This window comes from Thauera aminoaromatica S2 (genome assembly GCF_000310185.1).
Classification (GTDB): domain Bacteria; phylum Pseudomonadota; class Gammaproteobacteria; order Burkholderiales; family Rhodocyclaceae; genus Thauera; species Thauera aminoaromatica.
Window position 1 is genome coordinate 130,362 of sequence record NZ_AMXD01000001.1, and the last position, 16,175, is coordinate 146,536.

16 protein-coding genes and 1 pseudogene are annotated in these 16,175 nt (G+C 65.2%); 14 read left to right on the forward strand and 3 right to left on the reverse strand.

Features of this window, described 5'->3' with window-relative positions; genetic code table 11:
• Positions 1-69 precede the first annotated feature (69 nt).
• The 10 genes and pseudogenes from C665_RS00650 to C665_RS00685 all read left to right on the forward strand — a co-directional run bounded on the left by C665_RS00650 (position 70) and on the right by C665_RS00685 (position 11,538).
• Complete coding sequence (locus tag C665_RS00650) at positions 70-570, forward strand: cupredoxin domain-containing protein (RefSeq protein WP_002943419.1); 501 nt, start codon at positions 70-72, stop codon at positions 568-570.
• 102 nt (positions 571-672) lie between these two features.
• Positions 673-1,020: a copper-binding protein gene (locus C665_RS00655; protein ID WP_004357704.1), complete on the forward strand. Its 348-nt coding sequence runs from the start codon at positions 673-675 to the stop codon at positions 1,018-1,020.
• A gap of 194 nt (positions 1,021-1,214) precedes the next feature.
• A complete protein-coding gene (locus C665_RS00660; RefSeq protein ID WP_083854662.1) occupies positions 1,215-2,462 on the forward strand; it encodes a TolC family protein in 1,248 nt (415 codons plus the stop codon).
• Between the two features lie 14 nt (positions 2,463-2,476).
• The gene (locus C665_RS00665) at positions 2,477-4,015 is read left to right on the forward strand and encodes an efflux RND transporter periplasmic adaptor subunit (RefSeq protein ID WP_004265686.1); all 1,539 of its coding nucleotides are present in this window, start codon (positions 2,477-2,479) and stop codon (positions 4,013-4,015) included.
• A 1-nt stretch (position 4,016) separates the two neighbouring features.
• Positions 4,017-7,256 (forward strand): efflux RND transporter permease subunit, encoded by a 3,240-nt coding sequence (locus C665_RS00670; RefSeq protein WP_281054719.1) that lies wholly within the window; start codon positions 4,017-4,019, stop codon positions 7,254-7,256.
• A 242-nt stretch (positions 7,257-7,498) separates the two neighbouring features.
• Complete coding sequence (locus C665_RS19940) at positions 7,499-7,747, forward strand: DUF2933 domain-containing protein (RefSeq protein WP_012586265.1); 249 nt, start codon at positions 7,499-7,501, stop codon at positions 7,745-7,747.
• Between the two features lies 1 nt (position 7,748).
• Positions 7,749-8,147, forward strand: coding sequence for a c-type cytochrome (locus C665_RS00675; RefSeq protein WP_004265696.1), 399 nt, complete (start codon positions 7,749-7,751; stop codon positions 8,145-8,147).
• A 24-nt stretch (positions 8,148-8,171) separates the two neighbouring features.
• The gene (locus tag C665_RS00680) at positions 8,172-10,520 is read left to right on the forward strand and encodes a heavy metal translocating P-type ATPase (RefSeq protein WP_040828166.1); all 2,349 of its coding nucleotides are present in this window, start codon (positions 8,172-8,174) and stop codon (positions 10,518-10,520) included.
• Positions 10,521-10,637: 117 nt separating this feature from the next.
• On the forward strand, positions 10,638-10,892 hold the full coding sequence (locus C665_RS19945) for a DUF2933 domain-containing protein (RefSeq protein WP_004265702.1): 255 nt from the start codon (positions 10,638-10,640) through the stop codon (positions 10,890-10,892).
• Positions 10,893-10,909: 17 nt separating this feature from the next.
• Positions 10,910-11,538: pseudogene (locus C665_RS00685) on the forward strand (methyltransferase family protein).
• 223 nt (positions 11,539-11,761) lie between these two features.
• Here C665_RS00685 and copK read toward each other — a convergent pair.
• From copK to C665_RS20540, 3 genes are all read right to left on the reverse strand, one after another.
• Positions 11,762-12,040 (reverse strand): periplasmic Cu(I)/Cu(II)-binding protein CopK, encoded by a 279-nt coding sequence (copK, locus tag C665_RS00690; protein ID WP_004265708.1) that lies wholly within the window; start codon positions 12,038-12,040, stop codon positions 11,762-11,764.
• 112 nt (positions 12,041-12,152) lie between these two features.
• Positions 12,153-12,548: a CzcE family metal-binding protein gene (locus C665_RS00695; RefSeq protein WP_004265710.1), complete on the reverse strand. Its 396-nt coding sequence runs from the start codon at positions 12,546-12,548 to the stop codon at positions 12,153-12,155.
• Between the two features lie 156 nt (positions 12,549-12,704).
• Entirely contained in the window at positions 12,705-13,010 is a 306-nt protein-coding gene (locus C665_RS20540; RefSeq protein WP_157276996.1) for a hypothetical protein, read from the reverse strand.
• Positions 13,011-13,118: 108 nt separating this feature from the next.
• Between C665_RS20540 and C665_RS00700 the strand changes: the two genes are divergently transcribed.
• From C665_RS00700 to C665_RS00715, 4 genes are all read left to right on the forward strand, one after another.
• Positions 13,119-13,529 carry a hypothetical protein gene (locus tag C665_RS00700; protein ID WP_004265712.1) on the forward strand — a complete coding sequence of 137 codons (411 nt, stop codon included), beginning with the start codon at positions 13,119-13,121 and terminating at the stop codon, positions 13,527-13,529.
• 61 nt (positions 13,530-13,590) lie between these two features.
• On the forward strand, positions 13,591-14,325 hold the full coding sequence (locus tag C665_RS00705; RefSeq protein ID WP_040828169.1) for a HupE/UreJ family protein: 735 nt from the start codon (positions 13,591-13,593) through the stop codon (positions 14,323-14,325).
• 20 nt (positions 14,326-14,345) lie between these two features.
• Positions 14,346-15,038 carry a hypothetical protein gene (locus tag C665_RS00710; protein WP_004265716.1) on the forward strand — a complete coding sequence of 231 codons (693 nt, stop codon included), beginning with the start codon at positions 14,346-14,348 and terminating at the stop codon, positions 15,036-15,038.
• Positions 15,039-15,109: 71 nt separating this feature from the next.
• Entirely contained in the window at positions 15,110-16,153 is a 1,044-nt protein-coding gene (locus C665_RS00715) for a DMT family transporter (RefSeq protein WP_004265718.1), read from the forward strand.
• Positions 16,154-16,175: the final 22 nt, after the last annotated feature.

Genomic DNA, 16,175 nt, shown 5'->3' on the forward strand with positions numbered 1-16,175 from the left:
GAACGCCGTGCAATCGGCGCAAACCCCGGCACAAATGAAGCCTCACCCAACAGAGAGATGGAGATCCCCATGAAAAGTCGTCGTCGATTTCTGGCCACCAGCCTTGCCGCCGGTGTGCTTGCCGTTCACCGCAGCACGTTCGCCCATGGCAATGCCGAACATGCCGACAAAGCAGCGTCCGATACCCCCAAGGAGCAGCAGCAATGGGGGATTGCGGGGGACGCGAAAGCCGTCTCGCGCGCGATCGCCATCGTGATGACCGATGAGATGCGCTTCGTTCCGGACCGCATCGAGGTGCGTCTGGGCGAGACGATCCGATTCACCCACGAAAATCGAGGCGCGGTGATGCACGAGATGGTGGTCGGTACGCCCAAGACGCTTGCCGAGCACGCGGAGATGATGCAGCGCTTCCCGGAGATGGAACATGACGAACCGTGGATGTCGCATGTCGCGCCAGGTGGGCGCGGAGAAATGATCTGGCACTTCAACCGTGCGGGGGACTTCCAGTTCGCCTGCCTGATTCCCGGCCACTTCCAGGCCGGCATGATCGGCACGATCAAGGTCGGCTGACAGAAATGTAATCCGTGCGTCAGCGTCCCGTTGGTGAGCGCTTCGCATAATCGTGCTCACTCTCGAACTCACACAGAATTTGAACCCTTGGAGAAGCCCATCATGAAAAAGACCCTCATCACCACTGCGCTCCTGGCCTTGCTCGGCGGCGGCGCCCCGCTTGCGTTCGCACAGGCCGATCACGATGCACATCACGGCGGGGCGAGTGCCCCGGCCGAAGCCAACGCCAAGCTGGCCGAGGGCACGGTCAAGAAGATCGACAAGTCGGCTGGCAAGCTGACCATTGCCCATGGCCCCCTGGAGTCGCTCGGCATGCCGGCGATGACCATGGTGTTCCGCGCGGCCGAGCCGGGCATGCTTGATCAGGTCAAGGCGGGCGACAAGATCCGGTTCGCGGTCGAGAAGGTCGGCGGTGCGCTGACCGTGACGTCTCTCGAGCCCGCCCAGTGACGCCTATCCCGCAGGTGCGTCGCGTTCCACTCTGACCGGCCAGCCGTGGGGATGCCCCACTGAGTGGCTGAACGACGAGGCGGGTGGCGAAGGGCCTGCGCATGCACTTCACCGCCTGCCGGAATCGTTTCTCGATGAAATCCCCGTTCGCAGTACCCTCATCTCACCTGCTACGTCCTGCAGCGCTTGCACTGGTGGTCGCGCTCACGCTGGGAAGTGGCAGTGCCTGGACACAGGGTTCGCCCGACACTCCAACGCTCGGCTCGAGCCCCCAGGCGCTGATTGAATATGCGCGCCACAGCAACCCCGGCTTTGCCGCTGCCCGCGCGGAAGCGTCCGCAGCGCAGGAGCGCGTGACGCCCGCCGGTGCGCTGCCCGACCCGACGTTCGAGGTCGAGCTGATGGACGCCACCAACACCATGAGCGGGCGCTCGGCGTCGTTGCTGCCCGGCCAGGTGGGCGAGACCCGCTACCGCATCACCCAGCCGCTACCCGGGTGGGGCAAGCGCGAGCTGGCGGTGAAGGCCGCCGAAGCCCAGGCGACCCAGGCTGATGCGATGCGCGATACCTCCTGGGCTGAGCTCGCGGCAAAGATCGAGACGCTGTGGTTGCGCTACTACGCCGCCGACCGCGAACTCGTCCTCAACCGCGAGGGCTTGACCTTGCTGAAAAGCCTGGAGGAACTCAGCCTGGCCCGATACGAGTTGGGTCTGCTGCCGCAGCAGGCGGTGCTGCGCATGCAGCGCGAAATCACTGCCCAGCGCCTCGCGCTCGTGGAGGTCGAACAGCGGCGCAAGGGGCTGGCAGCGGGGCTCAACGGCCTGCTCGGCCGGGCGCATGATGCGCCACTCGCCGCACCCGCAGATCCAGTCCCCTTGCCCGAGCAGCTGGAGGCTGGCGCCCTTTTTGAGGCGGCGGCCAGTGCCAACCCGGACGTGAATGCCGCCGCCTACGGCATCGACGTGGCACGTGCCGAGCGCGAACGAACGTATCAGGACCGCTTGCCGGACTTCGCCGTTGGCGTGCGCAACAACCGCCCGGATGAAGGCAAGGCGTCCTGGGACGTGATGTTCGAGGTGATGATCCCGCTGCAGCAGTCCAGCCGTCGCGCCAGGGAGCGCGAAGCCGAGTACATGCTGATGGCGGCCGAGGCGCGGCGGGAGGATGCCAAGGCACGCGCATCCGGCGAGCTGGGTATCGCCTGGTCGATGTACGCGCAGGGCCGCGAGACCTTGCGCCTGCTCGAACATACGCTGTTGCCGCAGGCCCAGGCCACCCGGGATGCAAGTCAGGCCGCGCTCAGCAGCGGCACGGTCGATTTCGACAGCGTGATCGAGGCCGAGCGCCAGCTCATCGACATCCGGACTCAACGCTTGAAGACCGAGCTCGACACGCGCCTGGCGCTGACAGAAATCAAGAAACTGACAGGGGATCTGAAGTGAGCTCAGCCGTTCGAATGACGGCGATCGCTGTGGGCGTGGCGATTGCCATAGGTGCGGGGTACTGGATTGCGCACCTGCAAAATGCTGGAAATCCAGTTCCGCTGATCACCGAAAGCCAGGCGCAAAGCGATAGCGCAGCCCCGGCCGACGGCGAACGCAAGATCCTCTACTACCGCAACCCGATGGGCCTGCCCGACACCTCGCCCGTGCCGAAGAAGGATTCGATGGGCATGGACTACATCCCCGTCTATGCCGACGACAAGCCGGACGACAGTGGCGCAGTGGTGGTCAGCCCCGCGCGCATCCAGACCCTGGGGGTGAAGACTGCCGAGGTTGAAGTGCGCGCCGTGGATTCGGCGGTGCGCGCGAGCGGCCGGATTGAGCTCGACGAGCGCAGGCAGGTGGTGGTGGCACCGCGCTTCGAGGGCTGGATCGAGCGCCTGCATGTGAATGCCGTGGGCGACGTGGTGAAGAAGGGCCAGCCGCTGTTCACCGCCTACAGCCCCGAGTTGCAATCGACCGGCGAGGAGCTGCGCATCGCCGAGCGCCTGGCCAGCCAGAGCGCGGCCCATGATGCGCTGGCGAGCGAATCCGCCCGCCGCCTGGCCGAGGCGACGCGCGCGCGCCTGCGCAACCTGCAGGTCGCCGGCCAGGCCGGTGCGCGCCAGGTCTTCCACGCCCCGGCGAGCGGCGTCGTGTTGGAGAAGATGGCGGTCGAAGGCGGGCGCTTCATGCCGGGCGAGGCGCTGTTCCGCATCGCGGACCTGTCCCGGGTGTGGATCATCGCCGACGTCTATGAGCAGGACCTCGCCCGCGTGCAGGTTGGCCAGGGTGCGCAGGTGGCGCTCGACGCCTGGCCCGGGCGCAGCTTCGCGGCGCGCGTCGACTACCTGTATCCCACGCTCGACCCGGCCACGCGCAGCACCCGGGTGCGCCTGGAACTGGACAACGCGCAAGGCCTGCTGCGCCCCGGGATGTTTGCTCAGGTCTCGCTCGCGGCGGGCGACGCCAGCCCGAGGACGGTGGTGCCGAGCTCGGCGATCATCGACGATGGCGAACGGCGGGTCGTGCTGATTGCGCTCGGCGAAGGGCGCTTCAAGCCGCAGCCGGTGAAGCTGGGCGAGCGCGGCCGCGAGGTGGTCGAGGTGCTCGAAGGCGTGGCGACGGGCGATCGCGTCGTGGTGTCAGCCAACTTCCTGATCGACTCGGAAAGCCAGCTCAAGGCGGCACTCTCCAACCTGGTCGAGCCCGATGCCGGCGATCAGTCCCAAGCGAGCCCGACCCGTTACGAAGCGCAAGGGACGTTCGATGCACTCGACGCCGAAGGCGGCAGCGTGACGATGACGCATGGCGAGATCCCGGCCCTCCAGTGGCCGGCGATGACCATGGACTTCATGATTGCCGATCCGGCGCTGGTGAAGAGCATCGCCCCAGGCTCGCCGGTGCGGTTCGTCTTCGAGGCGGGTGAGCCAGGCGAGTACATCATCACCGGGATCGAGCCGGTTGCAGGCACTGCGCCTGCACCGAGCGCCGGCGGTCACGGGGGGCACTGAGATGCATGCCCCTGTGACAGACTCTTCGAACGTCGTGCCAACCGACGCGGCAGCCAGACCGGCAGCACCCGGCCTGCTCGACCGCGTCATCGACTGGTCGGCGCGCAACGTCTTCCTGGTGCTGCTGGCCACGCTGTTCCTGATCGGTGGTGGCGTGTATGCGGTCAAGCACACGCCGCTCGACGCGCTGCCCGACCTGTCCGACGTGCAGGTGATCGTCTACACCGACTATCCCGGCCAGGCGCCGCAGGTGGTCGAGGACCAGGTCACCTATCCGCTCACCACCTCCATGCTGGCGGTGCCGCGCGCCAAGGTGGTGCGCGGCTTCTCGATGTTCGGCGCGTCCTACGTGTATGTGATCTTCGAGGACGGCACCGACATCTACTGGGCGCGCTCGCGCGTGCTCGAGTACCTGAGCACCGCTGCCGGCCGCCTGCCGCAGGGCGTGGCGCCGCAGATCGGCCCGGACGCGACCGGCGTGGGCTGGGTGTACCAGTACGCGGTGCTCGGCAAGGACATGAGCCTGGCCGACACGCGCAGCCTGCAGGACTGGTACGTGCGCTACCAGCTCACCAAGGCGCAGGGCGTGTCGGAGGTCGCCAGCATCGGCGGCTTCGTGCGCGAGTACCAGGTCACGGTCGATCCGCTGCGCCTGGCGGGCTACGGCATCACGCTCGATGCGGTCACGCAGGCGATCCGCGCCTCCAACCGCGACGTCGGCGGCCGCGTGGTGGAGCTCGCCGAGAAGGAATACATGGTGCGCGGGCGTGGTTACCTGCGCAGCGTGGACGACATCGCCGGCATCGTGCTCAAGGCCGAGCGCGGCACCCCGGTGCGGGTGGGCGACGTCGCCCGCGTCGAGCTGGTGCCGGCCGAGCGGCGCGGCATCGCCGAGCTCAACGGCGAGGGCGAGGTGGCCTCGGGCATCGTGATGGCGCGCTTCGGCCAGAACGCACTCGACGTGATCGCCAACGTCAAGGCCAAGATCGCCGAGATCACGCCCGGCCTGCCGGCAGGCGCCGAGATCGTGCCGGTGTACGACCGCTCCGAACTGATCGAGCGCGCGATCGGCAACCTGAAATGGACGCTGCTCGAGGAGAGCCTGATCGTCGCCGCGGTGTGCGTGATCTTCCTGCTCCATGTGAGGAGCGCGCTGGTGGCCATCATCACGCTGCCGCTCGGCATCCTGTTCGCCTTCATCGCCATGCGCTCGCTCGGCCTGGGCTCGAACATCATGAGCCTGGGCGGCATCGCGATCGCGATCGGGGCGATGGTCGATGCCGCGATCGTGATGATCGAGAACGCGCACAAGCACATCGAGCGGCTGCCCGCAGGGGCGGACCAGAAGGCGCGCGGCGCCGCGATCGTGCTCGCGTGCAAGGAGGTCGGGCCGGCGCTGTTCTTCTCGCTGCTGATCATCACCGTGTCCTTCCTGCCGGTGTTCGCACTCGAAGGCCAGGAGGGCCGGCTGTTCTCGCCGCTCGCCTTCACCAAGACCTTCGCCATGGCCGGCGCCGCGCTGCTGTCGGTGACCCTGGTGCCGGTGCTGATGCTGTTCTTCGTGCGCGGGCGCATCCTGCCCGAGGCGAAGAACCCGGTGAACCGGCTGCTGATCTGGCTCTACCGGCCGATCATCCAGGGCGTGCTGCGCTTCAAGCTGGTGACGCTGCTGCTCGCGGTGCTGGCGATGGCCGCCACCATCGTACCGGCGCGCCAGATCGGCTCGGAGTTCATGCCGACGCTCAACGAAGGCACGCTGTTCTACATGCCGGCGGCGCTGCCGGGCATGTCGGTGACCGAGGCCGGGCGCCTGCTCGCGACCACCAACCGCATCATCAAGACCTTCCCCGAGGTGGCGTCGGTCTATGGCAAGGCCGGCCGCGCCAACACCGCGACCGACCCGGCGCCGCTCGAGATGTTCGAGACCGTCATCAACCTCAAGCCCCAGGACCAGTGGCGCCCGGGCATGACCACCGACAAGCTCATTGCCGAGATGGACGCCGCGCTCAAGTTCCCCGGCCTCGCCAACTCGTGGACGATGCCGATCAAGGCGCGCATCGACATGCTCAGCACCGGCATTCGCACCCCGGTGGGGGTCAAGGTGTTCGGCAAGGACCTGGAGACGCTGGAGAAGGTGGCGCAGGCGGTGGAGGCCGCCGTGCGCAAGGTGCCGGGCGCGAGCAGCGCCTACGCCGAGCGGGTGGCGGGCGGCTACTACGTGGACATCGTGCCGCGCCGCGAACAGCTCGCGCGCTACGGGCTCACCATCGACATGGTGCAGGACGTAATCGCCACCGCGCTCGGCGGCGAGATGGTGACGACCACGGTCGAGGGCCTGGAGCGCTACGGCGTGTCGGTGCGCTACGCGCGCGGCCTGCGCGACGACCCGGTGCGGCTCGCCTCCGACGTCTTCGTGCCGACCATGAACGGCCCGATCCCGCTCGGCCAGGTGGCCGAGGTGAAGCTGACGCGCGGCGCGCCCGCCATCCGCACCGAGAACGCGCTGCTGGCGGCCTATGTGTATGTCGACACGCGCGAAGCCGACCTCGGCGCCTTCGTCAAACGCGCGCAGCAGGCGGTGGCCGAGGAAGTCGAGTTCCCGCAGGGCTACTACGCCACTTGGAGCGGCCAGTTCGAGAACATGGAGCGCGCCAAGGAGAAGATGAAGATCGTGGTGCCGGTGACGCTGGCGCTCATCTTCGTGCTGCTCTACCTGAACTTCCGGCGCCTGACCGAGACCCTGATCGTGATGCTGTCGGTGCCCTTCGCGCTGGTCGGCGGGGTGTGGCTGATGTGGTGGCTGGGCTACCAGATGAGCGTGGCGGTGGCGGTGGGCTTCATCGCGTTGGCAGGGGTGGCGGCGGAGACCGGCGTGATCATGCTGATCTACCTGGACCACGCTTGGCGCGAGGTGCAGACGCGCTGCCAGGCCGAGGGCCGCGAGGCCGGCATCGCCGAACTGTACGAGGCAATCATGGAAGGCGCGGTCGAGCGTGTGCGCCCGAAGATGATGACCGTGGTCGCGATCATGGCGGGCCTGCTGCCGATCATGTGGAGCACCGGCACGGGCAGCGAGGTGATGAGCCGCATCGCCGCGCCGATGGTCGGCGGCATGGTGTCCTCGACGGTGCTGACGTTGGCGGTGATTCCAGCGCTGTATGCGCTGGTCAAGCAGTGGGAGTTGCGCCGCAGCGCCAAGACAGCACCCGCGCAGGCGCTGGTCACGGTGTCGAATTTGTAATGCACCGGTCAGCGGCGCGACAGCATCGGGGGCGTAGCCTGTTTCCAAGGCCCCGTTCCCGAGGCTGCCGCTGAACGTGACGAGGAGCAGTGCGATGCTTGCGTGGCTGAAATCCCTCTGGCAATCCTTCAGGAATTGGTGTCGCGAGAACGAGCGAGCCCACCGGGATGCCCCGCTCTCGCCGTGCTGCTCGAAGCCGCCCGCAGCCGTTCGCCATTCGCCGACCCGCAAGGTATGAAGCCATGAACACAAAGCCTGCTCATGATCCTGGACTCCCTCGATCTGTCGCTTGGTATCGCTCCCCCGGCGTCATCGCCGGCCTGATGCTGGCGGCGATCGCACTGTTCTTCCTGTTGCGCGAACACTGGGCGCATGTGTCGGGCAACTGGGTGTATCTGATCCTGTTGCTGTGTCCCCTGATGCACCTGTTTGGCCATGGAGGACATCACGGCGGGCACCGCAGCAACGACACCGATTCGGAGAAGCGCTGAGATGTCGATGACAGGGGCGTGCCTTGGCCGTGGCGTCGTCATCGCGGCGCTTTCGGGCGTCTTGATTTCGAGCGCAGCGGCGCAAGGCTGGAAGATCCCGCAGCCCTCTCCGGGGCTGATGCCCAATCCGGCGCAAGGAAAGGGACTCTACGCACAGCACTGTGCCGCTTGCCATGGGACCGACCTCAAGGGCTCGGACAAGGGGCCGCCCATGCTCCATAAGGTCTACGAACCCAGTCATCACGCCGATATCGCCTTTCAGTTGGCGGTAGCGAACGGTGTGCGCGCCCACCACTGGCAGTTCGGCGACATGGCACCTGTTCCCGGCCTGACGTCGGACGAGGTCGCTCATGTCACGGCATTCATCCGTGGTGAACAGCGCAAGGTCGGCATTCGATAACAACAAGCGCAGGGGAGAAGCATCATGACTCACGAACATTCGCAGGGTGGCCATTCCGGCCACACTCATCGCCACGATCATGCATCGACAGGCAATGACACCGATCCGGTCTGCGGCATGACGGTAAAGCCCGACTCTCCGTATCGGGTCATTCACGCCGGACACGAATACCGGTTCTGCAGTGCGAAGTGCCAAGGCAAGTTCGAGACTGATCCGGCGCGGTATCTGGCACCGGAGACAAGTCAGCCTTCAACGGAACCCGCACCGGTGCCCGGCACGGAGTACACCTGCCCGATGCATCCGGAGATCCGCCAGATTGGACCGGGCACCTGCCCGAAATGCGGTATGACACTCGAGCCGGTGATGCCGGGTCTTGAGGATGAGGACAATCCCGAGCTCGTCGATTTCCGCCGCCGCTTCTGGTGGACGCTGCCGCTGACGGTGATCGTCACCGCGATCGCCATGTCCGGTGGCGTCTTCGATCCGATGCTGGGTGCGGCGCGCCCCTGGGTCGAGCTGGCCCTGGCGACACCGGTCGTGCTCTGGTCCGGTTGGCCGTTCTTCGTGCGCTGCGCGCAGTCGATCGGCAACCGCAGCCCGAACATGTGGACGCTGATTGGACTGGGAGTTGGGGCGGCCTATCTATATAGCGTCGTCGCTACGGTTGCGCCCGAAGTGTTTCCGGCCTCTTTCCGCATGGGCGAACACGTGGCGGTGTATTTCGAGGCAGCAGCGGTGATCATCTCGCTGACGCTGCTCGGCCAGGTGCTGGAGCTGAAGGCGCGCTCGGAGACCGGCGCCGCGATCAAGGCGCTGCTCGGCCTCGCGCCCAAGACCGCGCGGCGCATTCGCGCGGATGGCACCGAAGAGGATATCCCGCTGACCCACGTCCATCCTGGCGACCGGTTGCGCATTCGTCCGGGCGAAAAGGTGCCCGTCGATGGTTCCGTTGACGAAGGCGAAAGCGCGGTCGATGAATCGATGCTGACCGGCGAGCCGATCCCGGTGACCAAGCGCCCCGGGGACAAGGTGATCGGCGCCACGCTCAACACCAGTGGAGCGCTGGTCATGGTCGCCGAGAAGATCGGCGCACAGACCATGCTGTCGCAGATCGTGCAGATGGTCGCGCAGGCTCAGCGTTCGCGCGCGCCGATGCAACGCCTGGCGGATGTCGTCGCGGGCTGGTTCGTCATCGTCGTCGTGCTCATCGCCCTCACCACGTTCGTGGTGTGGGGACTCTTCGGACCCCAGCCGAGCTGGGCCTACGGCCTCATCAACGCGGTGGCGGTGCTGATCATCGCCTGCCCCTGCGCATTGGGCCTGGCCACGCCGATGTCGGTGATGGTCGCGACCGGCAAGGCAGCCACCCAGGGCGTGCTGTTTCGCGATGCGGCGGCGATCGAGTCGCTGCGCAAGGTCGACACCCTGATCGTGGACAAGACCGGCACCCTGACCGAAGGGCGCCCCGCCTTCCATAGTGTGGTGGCGGCGCCGGGCGGGACGGAGGCCGACGTGCTTCGCATCGCAGCCAGCCTCGATCAGGGCAGCGAGCACCCACTCGCCCAGGCCATCGTGACCGAGGCCCGCGCGCGCGGTCTGGCGCTCAGCACACCGGACACCTTCGAATCCTCTTCCGGCATCGGCGTGCGCGGTACAGTCGATGGCCAACGTGTGGTTCTGGGGAACACCGCCCTGATGGACGATGAGCGCATCGATTGGCGCGGGCTCGCGGAACGCGCCGAGGCTCTGCGCCTTGAGGGCGCAAGCGTGATGTACCTCGCCGCAGAGGGCGTGCTCGTCGGCCTCATCGCCGTTGCCGACCCGATCAAGGCTTCGACCCCGGAAGCGCTCGATGCGCTGCGGGCGAGCGGGCTCAGGATCATCATGGCCACGGGCGACGGTCTCACCACGGCGCGCGCGGTCGGTGCACGCCTGGGCATCGACGAGGTCTATGGCGAAGTGAAGCCCGCCGACAAGAATGAGCTCGTCGGCAAACTGCAGGCCGAGGGGCACATCGTCGCCATGGCCGGCGACGGCATCAATGACGCGCCGGCGCTCGCGCGCGCGAATGTGGGTATCGCGATGGGCACGGGGACCGATGTCGCGATGAACAGTGCCCATCTGACCCTTGTCAAGGGTGATCTCCGGGGCATCGCCACCGCACGCAGCATCTCCGTCGCCACCGTGCGCAACATGCACCAGAACCTCGTGTTCGCCTTCCTGTACAACGCAGCGGGTGTGCCGATCGCGGCTGGGGTGCTCTATCCAGCGTTCGGACTGCTTCTTTCACCCCTGATTGCCGCCCTGGCGATGAGCTTCAGTTCGGCGTCCGTGGTCGGCAACGCGTTGCGCCTCGGACGGAAAAGGATCTGATCGACCTCAATCCGCCCGCACGGAAAGCTGGGCAGACGAACTGCGTGACGGGTACTTCGTTCGTTGGGAGGCATGCCGGCGTCAGCGTGTCGATGTTTGCGCACAAGGAGCTGTCTCATGAAAGCCGAGACGGAAGCCGAGCCCCGTCCATCCGGTCGGGCTGAATCGAACTTAAGGGTTCGCCGCGTATTTCCGGTCTTCGTCGTACTGGCGGCCGTTCTCCTTATCGCCGAGCACCGGCTCCATGTGCTCGGCTACCTACCGTGGCTCATCTTGCTTGCGTGCCCCCTGATGCACGTCTTCATGCATCGCGGTCACGGCCACAAGAGAAAACGAACGCCGGCTGAAGACCAAGGTAACCATGATGCGTGATGCCACGGGAGATCGAGATGAGTGAGACGTCGAGTTACGGCTTGTGGTCACTGGTTATCATCAACTCGCTGTTCTTCATCGCCTTCGCATTCAGCTTCACGCGTCCCCGCACAAGCCAGGACTGGCGATCCTTGGGCGCTTACTCGGCCTTCATCCTCGCGCTCTTCACCGAGATGTACGGCTTTCCGTTGACGATCTACCTGCTCTCGGGGTGGCTGTCTTCGAAATTTCCGGGAATCGATTTTTTTGCCCACGACTCGGGGCACCTCTTGGAGGTGATGTTCGGATGGAGCAGTAACCCGCACTTCGCCCGTTTCACCTCTTGAGCACGGTGTTCATCGTCGGTGGCTTCTGGCTCCTGGCAAAGGCCTGGCCCGTACTCCTCGAGGCTCAGCGCACCCGCCGCGTCGCCGACAGTGGCCCGTACGCACGCATTCGACACCCGCAATACGTCGCTTTCGTTCTGGTCATGTTCGGCTTTTTGCTGCAATGGCCGACCTTGATCACGCTGATCATGTTCCCGGTTCTGTTGATCGTGTACGCCAGGCTCGCCCGCCGGGAAGAACTCGATGCGATCGAGGCATTCGGTGATGCCTATCGCTCATACCGCGACCGCACGCCGGCGTTCATTCCTCGCCTGCGGTAGTTCGACGGATCGTTTGGTCCAGAGCGCCGCTTGCGAAGTAGAGGGAGATGCCGACGCGCAGATTCCTCATTGCCTGCAAGCAAGGCGCCTTTGAGTTTGGGGCACCATGCATGCGCGCGGGGCAGAGTGAGTTTGATCAATCAAACCCGCCGATCCTGAAAAAGGTCGACAGAAAAGCCCCCGGGATCGACACCGGGGGCAAGTTCATCCTGAAACGTGCGAATCAGTTACGGGTGTCGTGGCGAAGGATGCTGTCGAGACGCATGACCTCGTCGCCGTGCATCATGATCTTCTGTCCATCCTTGGTCTCCATCACTTCGCCGTGTTTCATCCTCACCGCACGGCCCATCTTGTCCTCCATGCCCATTTTCCCATCCTTGAAGATGTAGACCGTCGAGCCATCCTTCATGGGGATGGACTTTTCGACCCGCTCGACATCGACCGCGAAGGCCGATGTGGTGGCAATCCCAAGTGCCGCGACCATCAGTGCTTTCTTCAACATGCTCGTCTCCTTGAATCAACTACAAATAATTGCTGAACATTGCATCAGGCCTCTTCCATAGAAGATTGCCCGATGCCTTACCCGCCTTGGTTCCTGGGGAAGCTTGGTGCTATCAGGAGCCGCTGCGGTAAAGGGGGCTTTCTTCGAGATAGACAGTCACCTTGTCGCCCCCTTGGACCACCTTCGAAAGCGGAAAGCTGTTTGTGCCGAGGGTGTCGAAGGTCCAGTTGACCGTCTTGTCACCGACCTTCAGGGCAACCGTCTCGAGCCGCGTGACGTTGATGTAGCGCGTGTCCGCATTGACGATCACGGTGCGGGAGGGCGTGGCGTTGCTCGCGTAGCCATATGTGGCCAGCTCTCGCTCAGTCGGGCTCGAAGCGCGTGCCTGGACATGCTCGAGCCAGTGCAACGTACCGCGTTTGGAATAGTCTTCGTGTGCGAACGCAGCGGAAGATCCAAGGGTGCTGATGGCCGAGACGGCGAGAACGGCGATGATCGACTTTTTCATGATGGCTCCTTGTCCAGTTGTCCAGATTGGCTGCTCGTGCTTGAGTAACCATGGACTCGATCATAGGAGCCGACCACTGACAGGGCAGTGACCCGGCAATTACGTTTAAGTCATGAGAATGAAAGGATACGGTCAGGGTTGGCGAGCCGGGTTTCGTCAGCCCAAGGCCTTGACCGAACGGCAGACGCGCATGCAGCCGGTTGATGACTTGGGCAGGCTCACGAAACGTGCGAGATAGCTCAAAACCGAACTTCCCAAGCTGATGAGTGTTGTCTGATGTTTGAACGACAACGTTCCGTTCTCGCTATTAGAAAGCTCTGCGGCGACCTCGCAAACCGCATCAGCATCGGGATGACGGCCATCCGAGCCACACTCCCGCCTGCTGCTCTCCTTGCCTCGCCCCCAAACCTTGGTGCCGCCAACGGAGTTGCGCCCACGCGTGGGAGGGGCAATTTTCGCCACGGCCCTGACGTTTCCAATCGTTGCGAATTTCCCGCAACAAGCCGGACTCCTGTATAAAACGGCGCACCGATCGCCGAAGGCGCCCAGCCCTCTCGAAACTGCCCCTCCATGACCGTGTTTGCCGCCCACCCCATCTTCTCGCAAAAGATCGCCCGCGTGCTGGCGAGGGGGGTGATCGGGCTGCTGATGCTGTCGCATGCGCTGTTCGCGTTCTCGAGTGCGATCTCCCTGTCTCACGACCCCTTGCGTGCAACCACCCACGCGCATGCGTTTGCCGATGCGGACACGGGGCAGGACGATCATGGCCATCGCCATGATGACGTCGAGGACGAGGGCGGCCCCCACCAACACGGTCACAACCCGGCTGATCACAGCCATGACAAGCCGAACGTGCCACCCACGCACGCTGTAGATGTTCCGCCGCTGTCGAATCAGTGGATCGCCGACGAGCGTCGACCCGACTATCCCGCGCCCTGCGCCACGCTTGAGCGCCCGCCAAAACGTCTCCTGATCGTTTGACCTGTCGAGTTCCGCGCGTGAAGCGCCGGACTCCCCCAGCAAACTTCATCGGAAGACTCTCATGACGCACTCCTTCCCCAGCCGGGGGCGGGCAGCCGTGCTGCCACGCTCCGGGCCGCTGCTGCACGCTTTCACAGGCGTACTGCTCTACCTGCTCCTGACCGCTTTCGCGCACGCCCATGGCGTGGCCGAGGGCGACAAGGGCTACATCCAGGAGATCTCGGGTACGCACCTGCTGCCCTTCACCTACCTTGGCGCCAAGCACATGGTCACCGGTTACGACCATCTGCTGTTCCTCGCCGGGGTGATCTTCTTCCTCTACAAGCTCAAGGACATCGCTCTCTACGTCAGCCTGTTCGCGATCGGGCATTCGGTCACCATGCTGTACGGCGTCTATGCCGGGGTGAACGTCAATGCCTACCTGATCGACGCGATCATCGGCCTGTCGGTCGTCTACAAGGCGCTCGACAACCTCGGCGCCTTCCAGCGCTGGTTCGGTGTACAGCCGAACACCAAGGCGGCGACCCTGGTCTTCGGTCTGTTCCACGGCTTCGGCCTCGCGGCCAAGATCCAGGAGTTCGAGATCGCCCGCGATGGCTTGCTGCCCAACCTGCTGGCGTTCAACGTCGGCGTGGAGATCGGCCAGTTGCTCGCGCTGGGCGCGATCCTGATCGCGATGGGCTTCTGGCGCCGCAGCGCCGGCTTCTTCCAGCACGCCTATACCGCCAACGTCGCCATGATGTGCGCCGGGTTCATGCTAATCGGCTATCAGCTCACCGGCCTGTTCGTATCCTGAGATTCAAGGAGTCATCCTCCATGTACAACACCGATCTTCCCCGCCGCGCCGAACTGCCAAGCACCGGCAAGCTGCTGCGCTCGACCGCCCTGGCTGCCCTGATCGCCGGCGGACTGCTCGTCACCACCGTGCTGCCCGCCGAGTACGGCATCGACCCCACGGGCATCGGCCGCGCACTCGGTCTGACGCCGATGGGCGAAATCAAGATGTCGCTGGCGGCCGAGGCCCGCGCAGAAGAGCGCGTTGCTACGGAAACGGCGCCCGCACAGCCCGTAGCCGTCGCCCCTACGGTTCGTGCCGAAGCGGCGCCTGTCCCGGCACCGGCGCCTGCGCCAGTCGCGGTCGCCGCACTGCCGCCCGCAGCGGTCGCACCCGAGCCTGTCGCCGGACGACAAGACACGGTGACCGTGACGCTCAAACCCGGTCAGGGCGCCGAAGTCAAACTGACGATGAACAAGGACAGCCGTGTCCGCTATGAGTGGGCGAGCGCCGGTGGCCCGGTGAACTTCGACACCCATGGCGACCCCTACGACGCGCCGAAAAACTTCTATCACGGCTACGGCAAGGGGCGTAACGAGCTCGGCAACCAGGGCGACCTGGTTGCCGCGTTCGATGGCAAGCACGGCTGGTTCTGGCGGAACCGCTCCGGCTCCGACGTCACGGTCACGCTCAAGACCCAAGGCGATTACACCAAGATCGAGCGAGTGTTGTAAGCGCAGCGCCCCCATCCCGCCGGGGTGGGGGCGTTTCCGATCATTCTGGCCACACCGGTCTGGCAAGGGCAATGAACAACATCTACGTGATCCATGCGTTGCTCGCGGCGGCCTTGTTCGGCGCGAGCACCCCGTTCGCCAAGCTGCTGGTCGGCGAGATGTCGCCGTGGTTGCTGGCCGGCTTGCTCTACCTTGGCAGCGGGCTCGGGCTCGCTGCGGCGCGCCTGATCCGCGATCGCGGCTGGACGCCCTCCGGCTTGGCCGAGGGTGAATGGCGGTGGCTGCTGGGGGCGATCTTCTTCGGCGGCGTGCTCGGCCCGCTCGCGCTCATGTTCGGCCTCACACGCACCAGCGGCTCGACCGCGTCGCTGCTGCTCAACCTCGAAGCGGTGTTGACCGCCGTGATCGCGTGGGTCGTATTCAGGGAGAACGCCGACCGCCGCATCGTGCTCGGCATGCTCGCGATCGTCGCCGGCGGGGTCGTGCTGTCCTGGTCGGGTGGTGGAGGGAGCGCGAACGATTGGATCGGCCCGCTCGCCATCGCTGCCGGCTGTCTGTGCTGGGCAATCGACAACAACCTGACGCGGCGCGTGTCGGCCTCCGATGCACTCTTCATCGCGGCCACGAAAGGTGCAGTGGCGGGCACGGTCAACGTCGGGCTGGCGTTTGCACTCGGCGCGAGCCTGCCGGACGGCACGGTCCTGCTCGGCACCATGGTCGTCGGGTTGTTCGGCTATGGCATCAGCCTGGTGCTCTTCGTGCTTGCGCTACGCGGACTGGGGACGGCGCGAACCGGCGCCTACTTCTCGACCGCGCCCTTCATCGGCGCTGCGGTGTCGCTGGTCCTGCTGGGGGAGTCGACCTCGATCTCATTCTGGATTGCGGCAGCCCTTATGAGCTGGGGGGTGTGGCTACACCTCACCGAGCACCACGAGCACGAGCACGTGCATGAGCCGACAGAGCATGGCCATCGGCACACCCATGACGAACACCACCAGCACGAGCACGACTTCGCCTGGAACAGTGACGAGCCACATGAACATCGGCACCGCCACGAGGCGCTGGTCCACAAGCACCCGCACTTTCCGGACATCCACCACCGGCATTCACATTGATTGACCAGAACACCAATTTGGC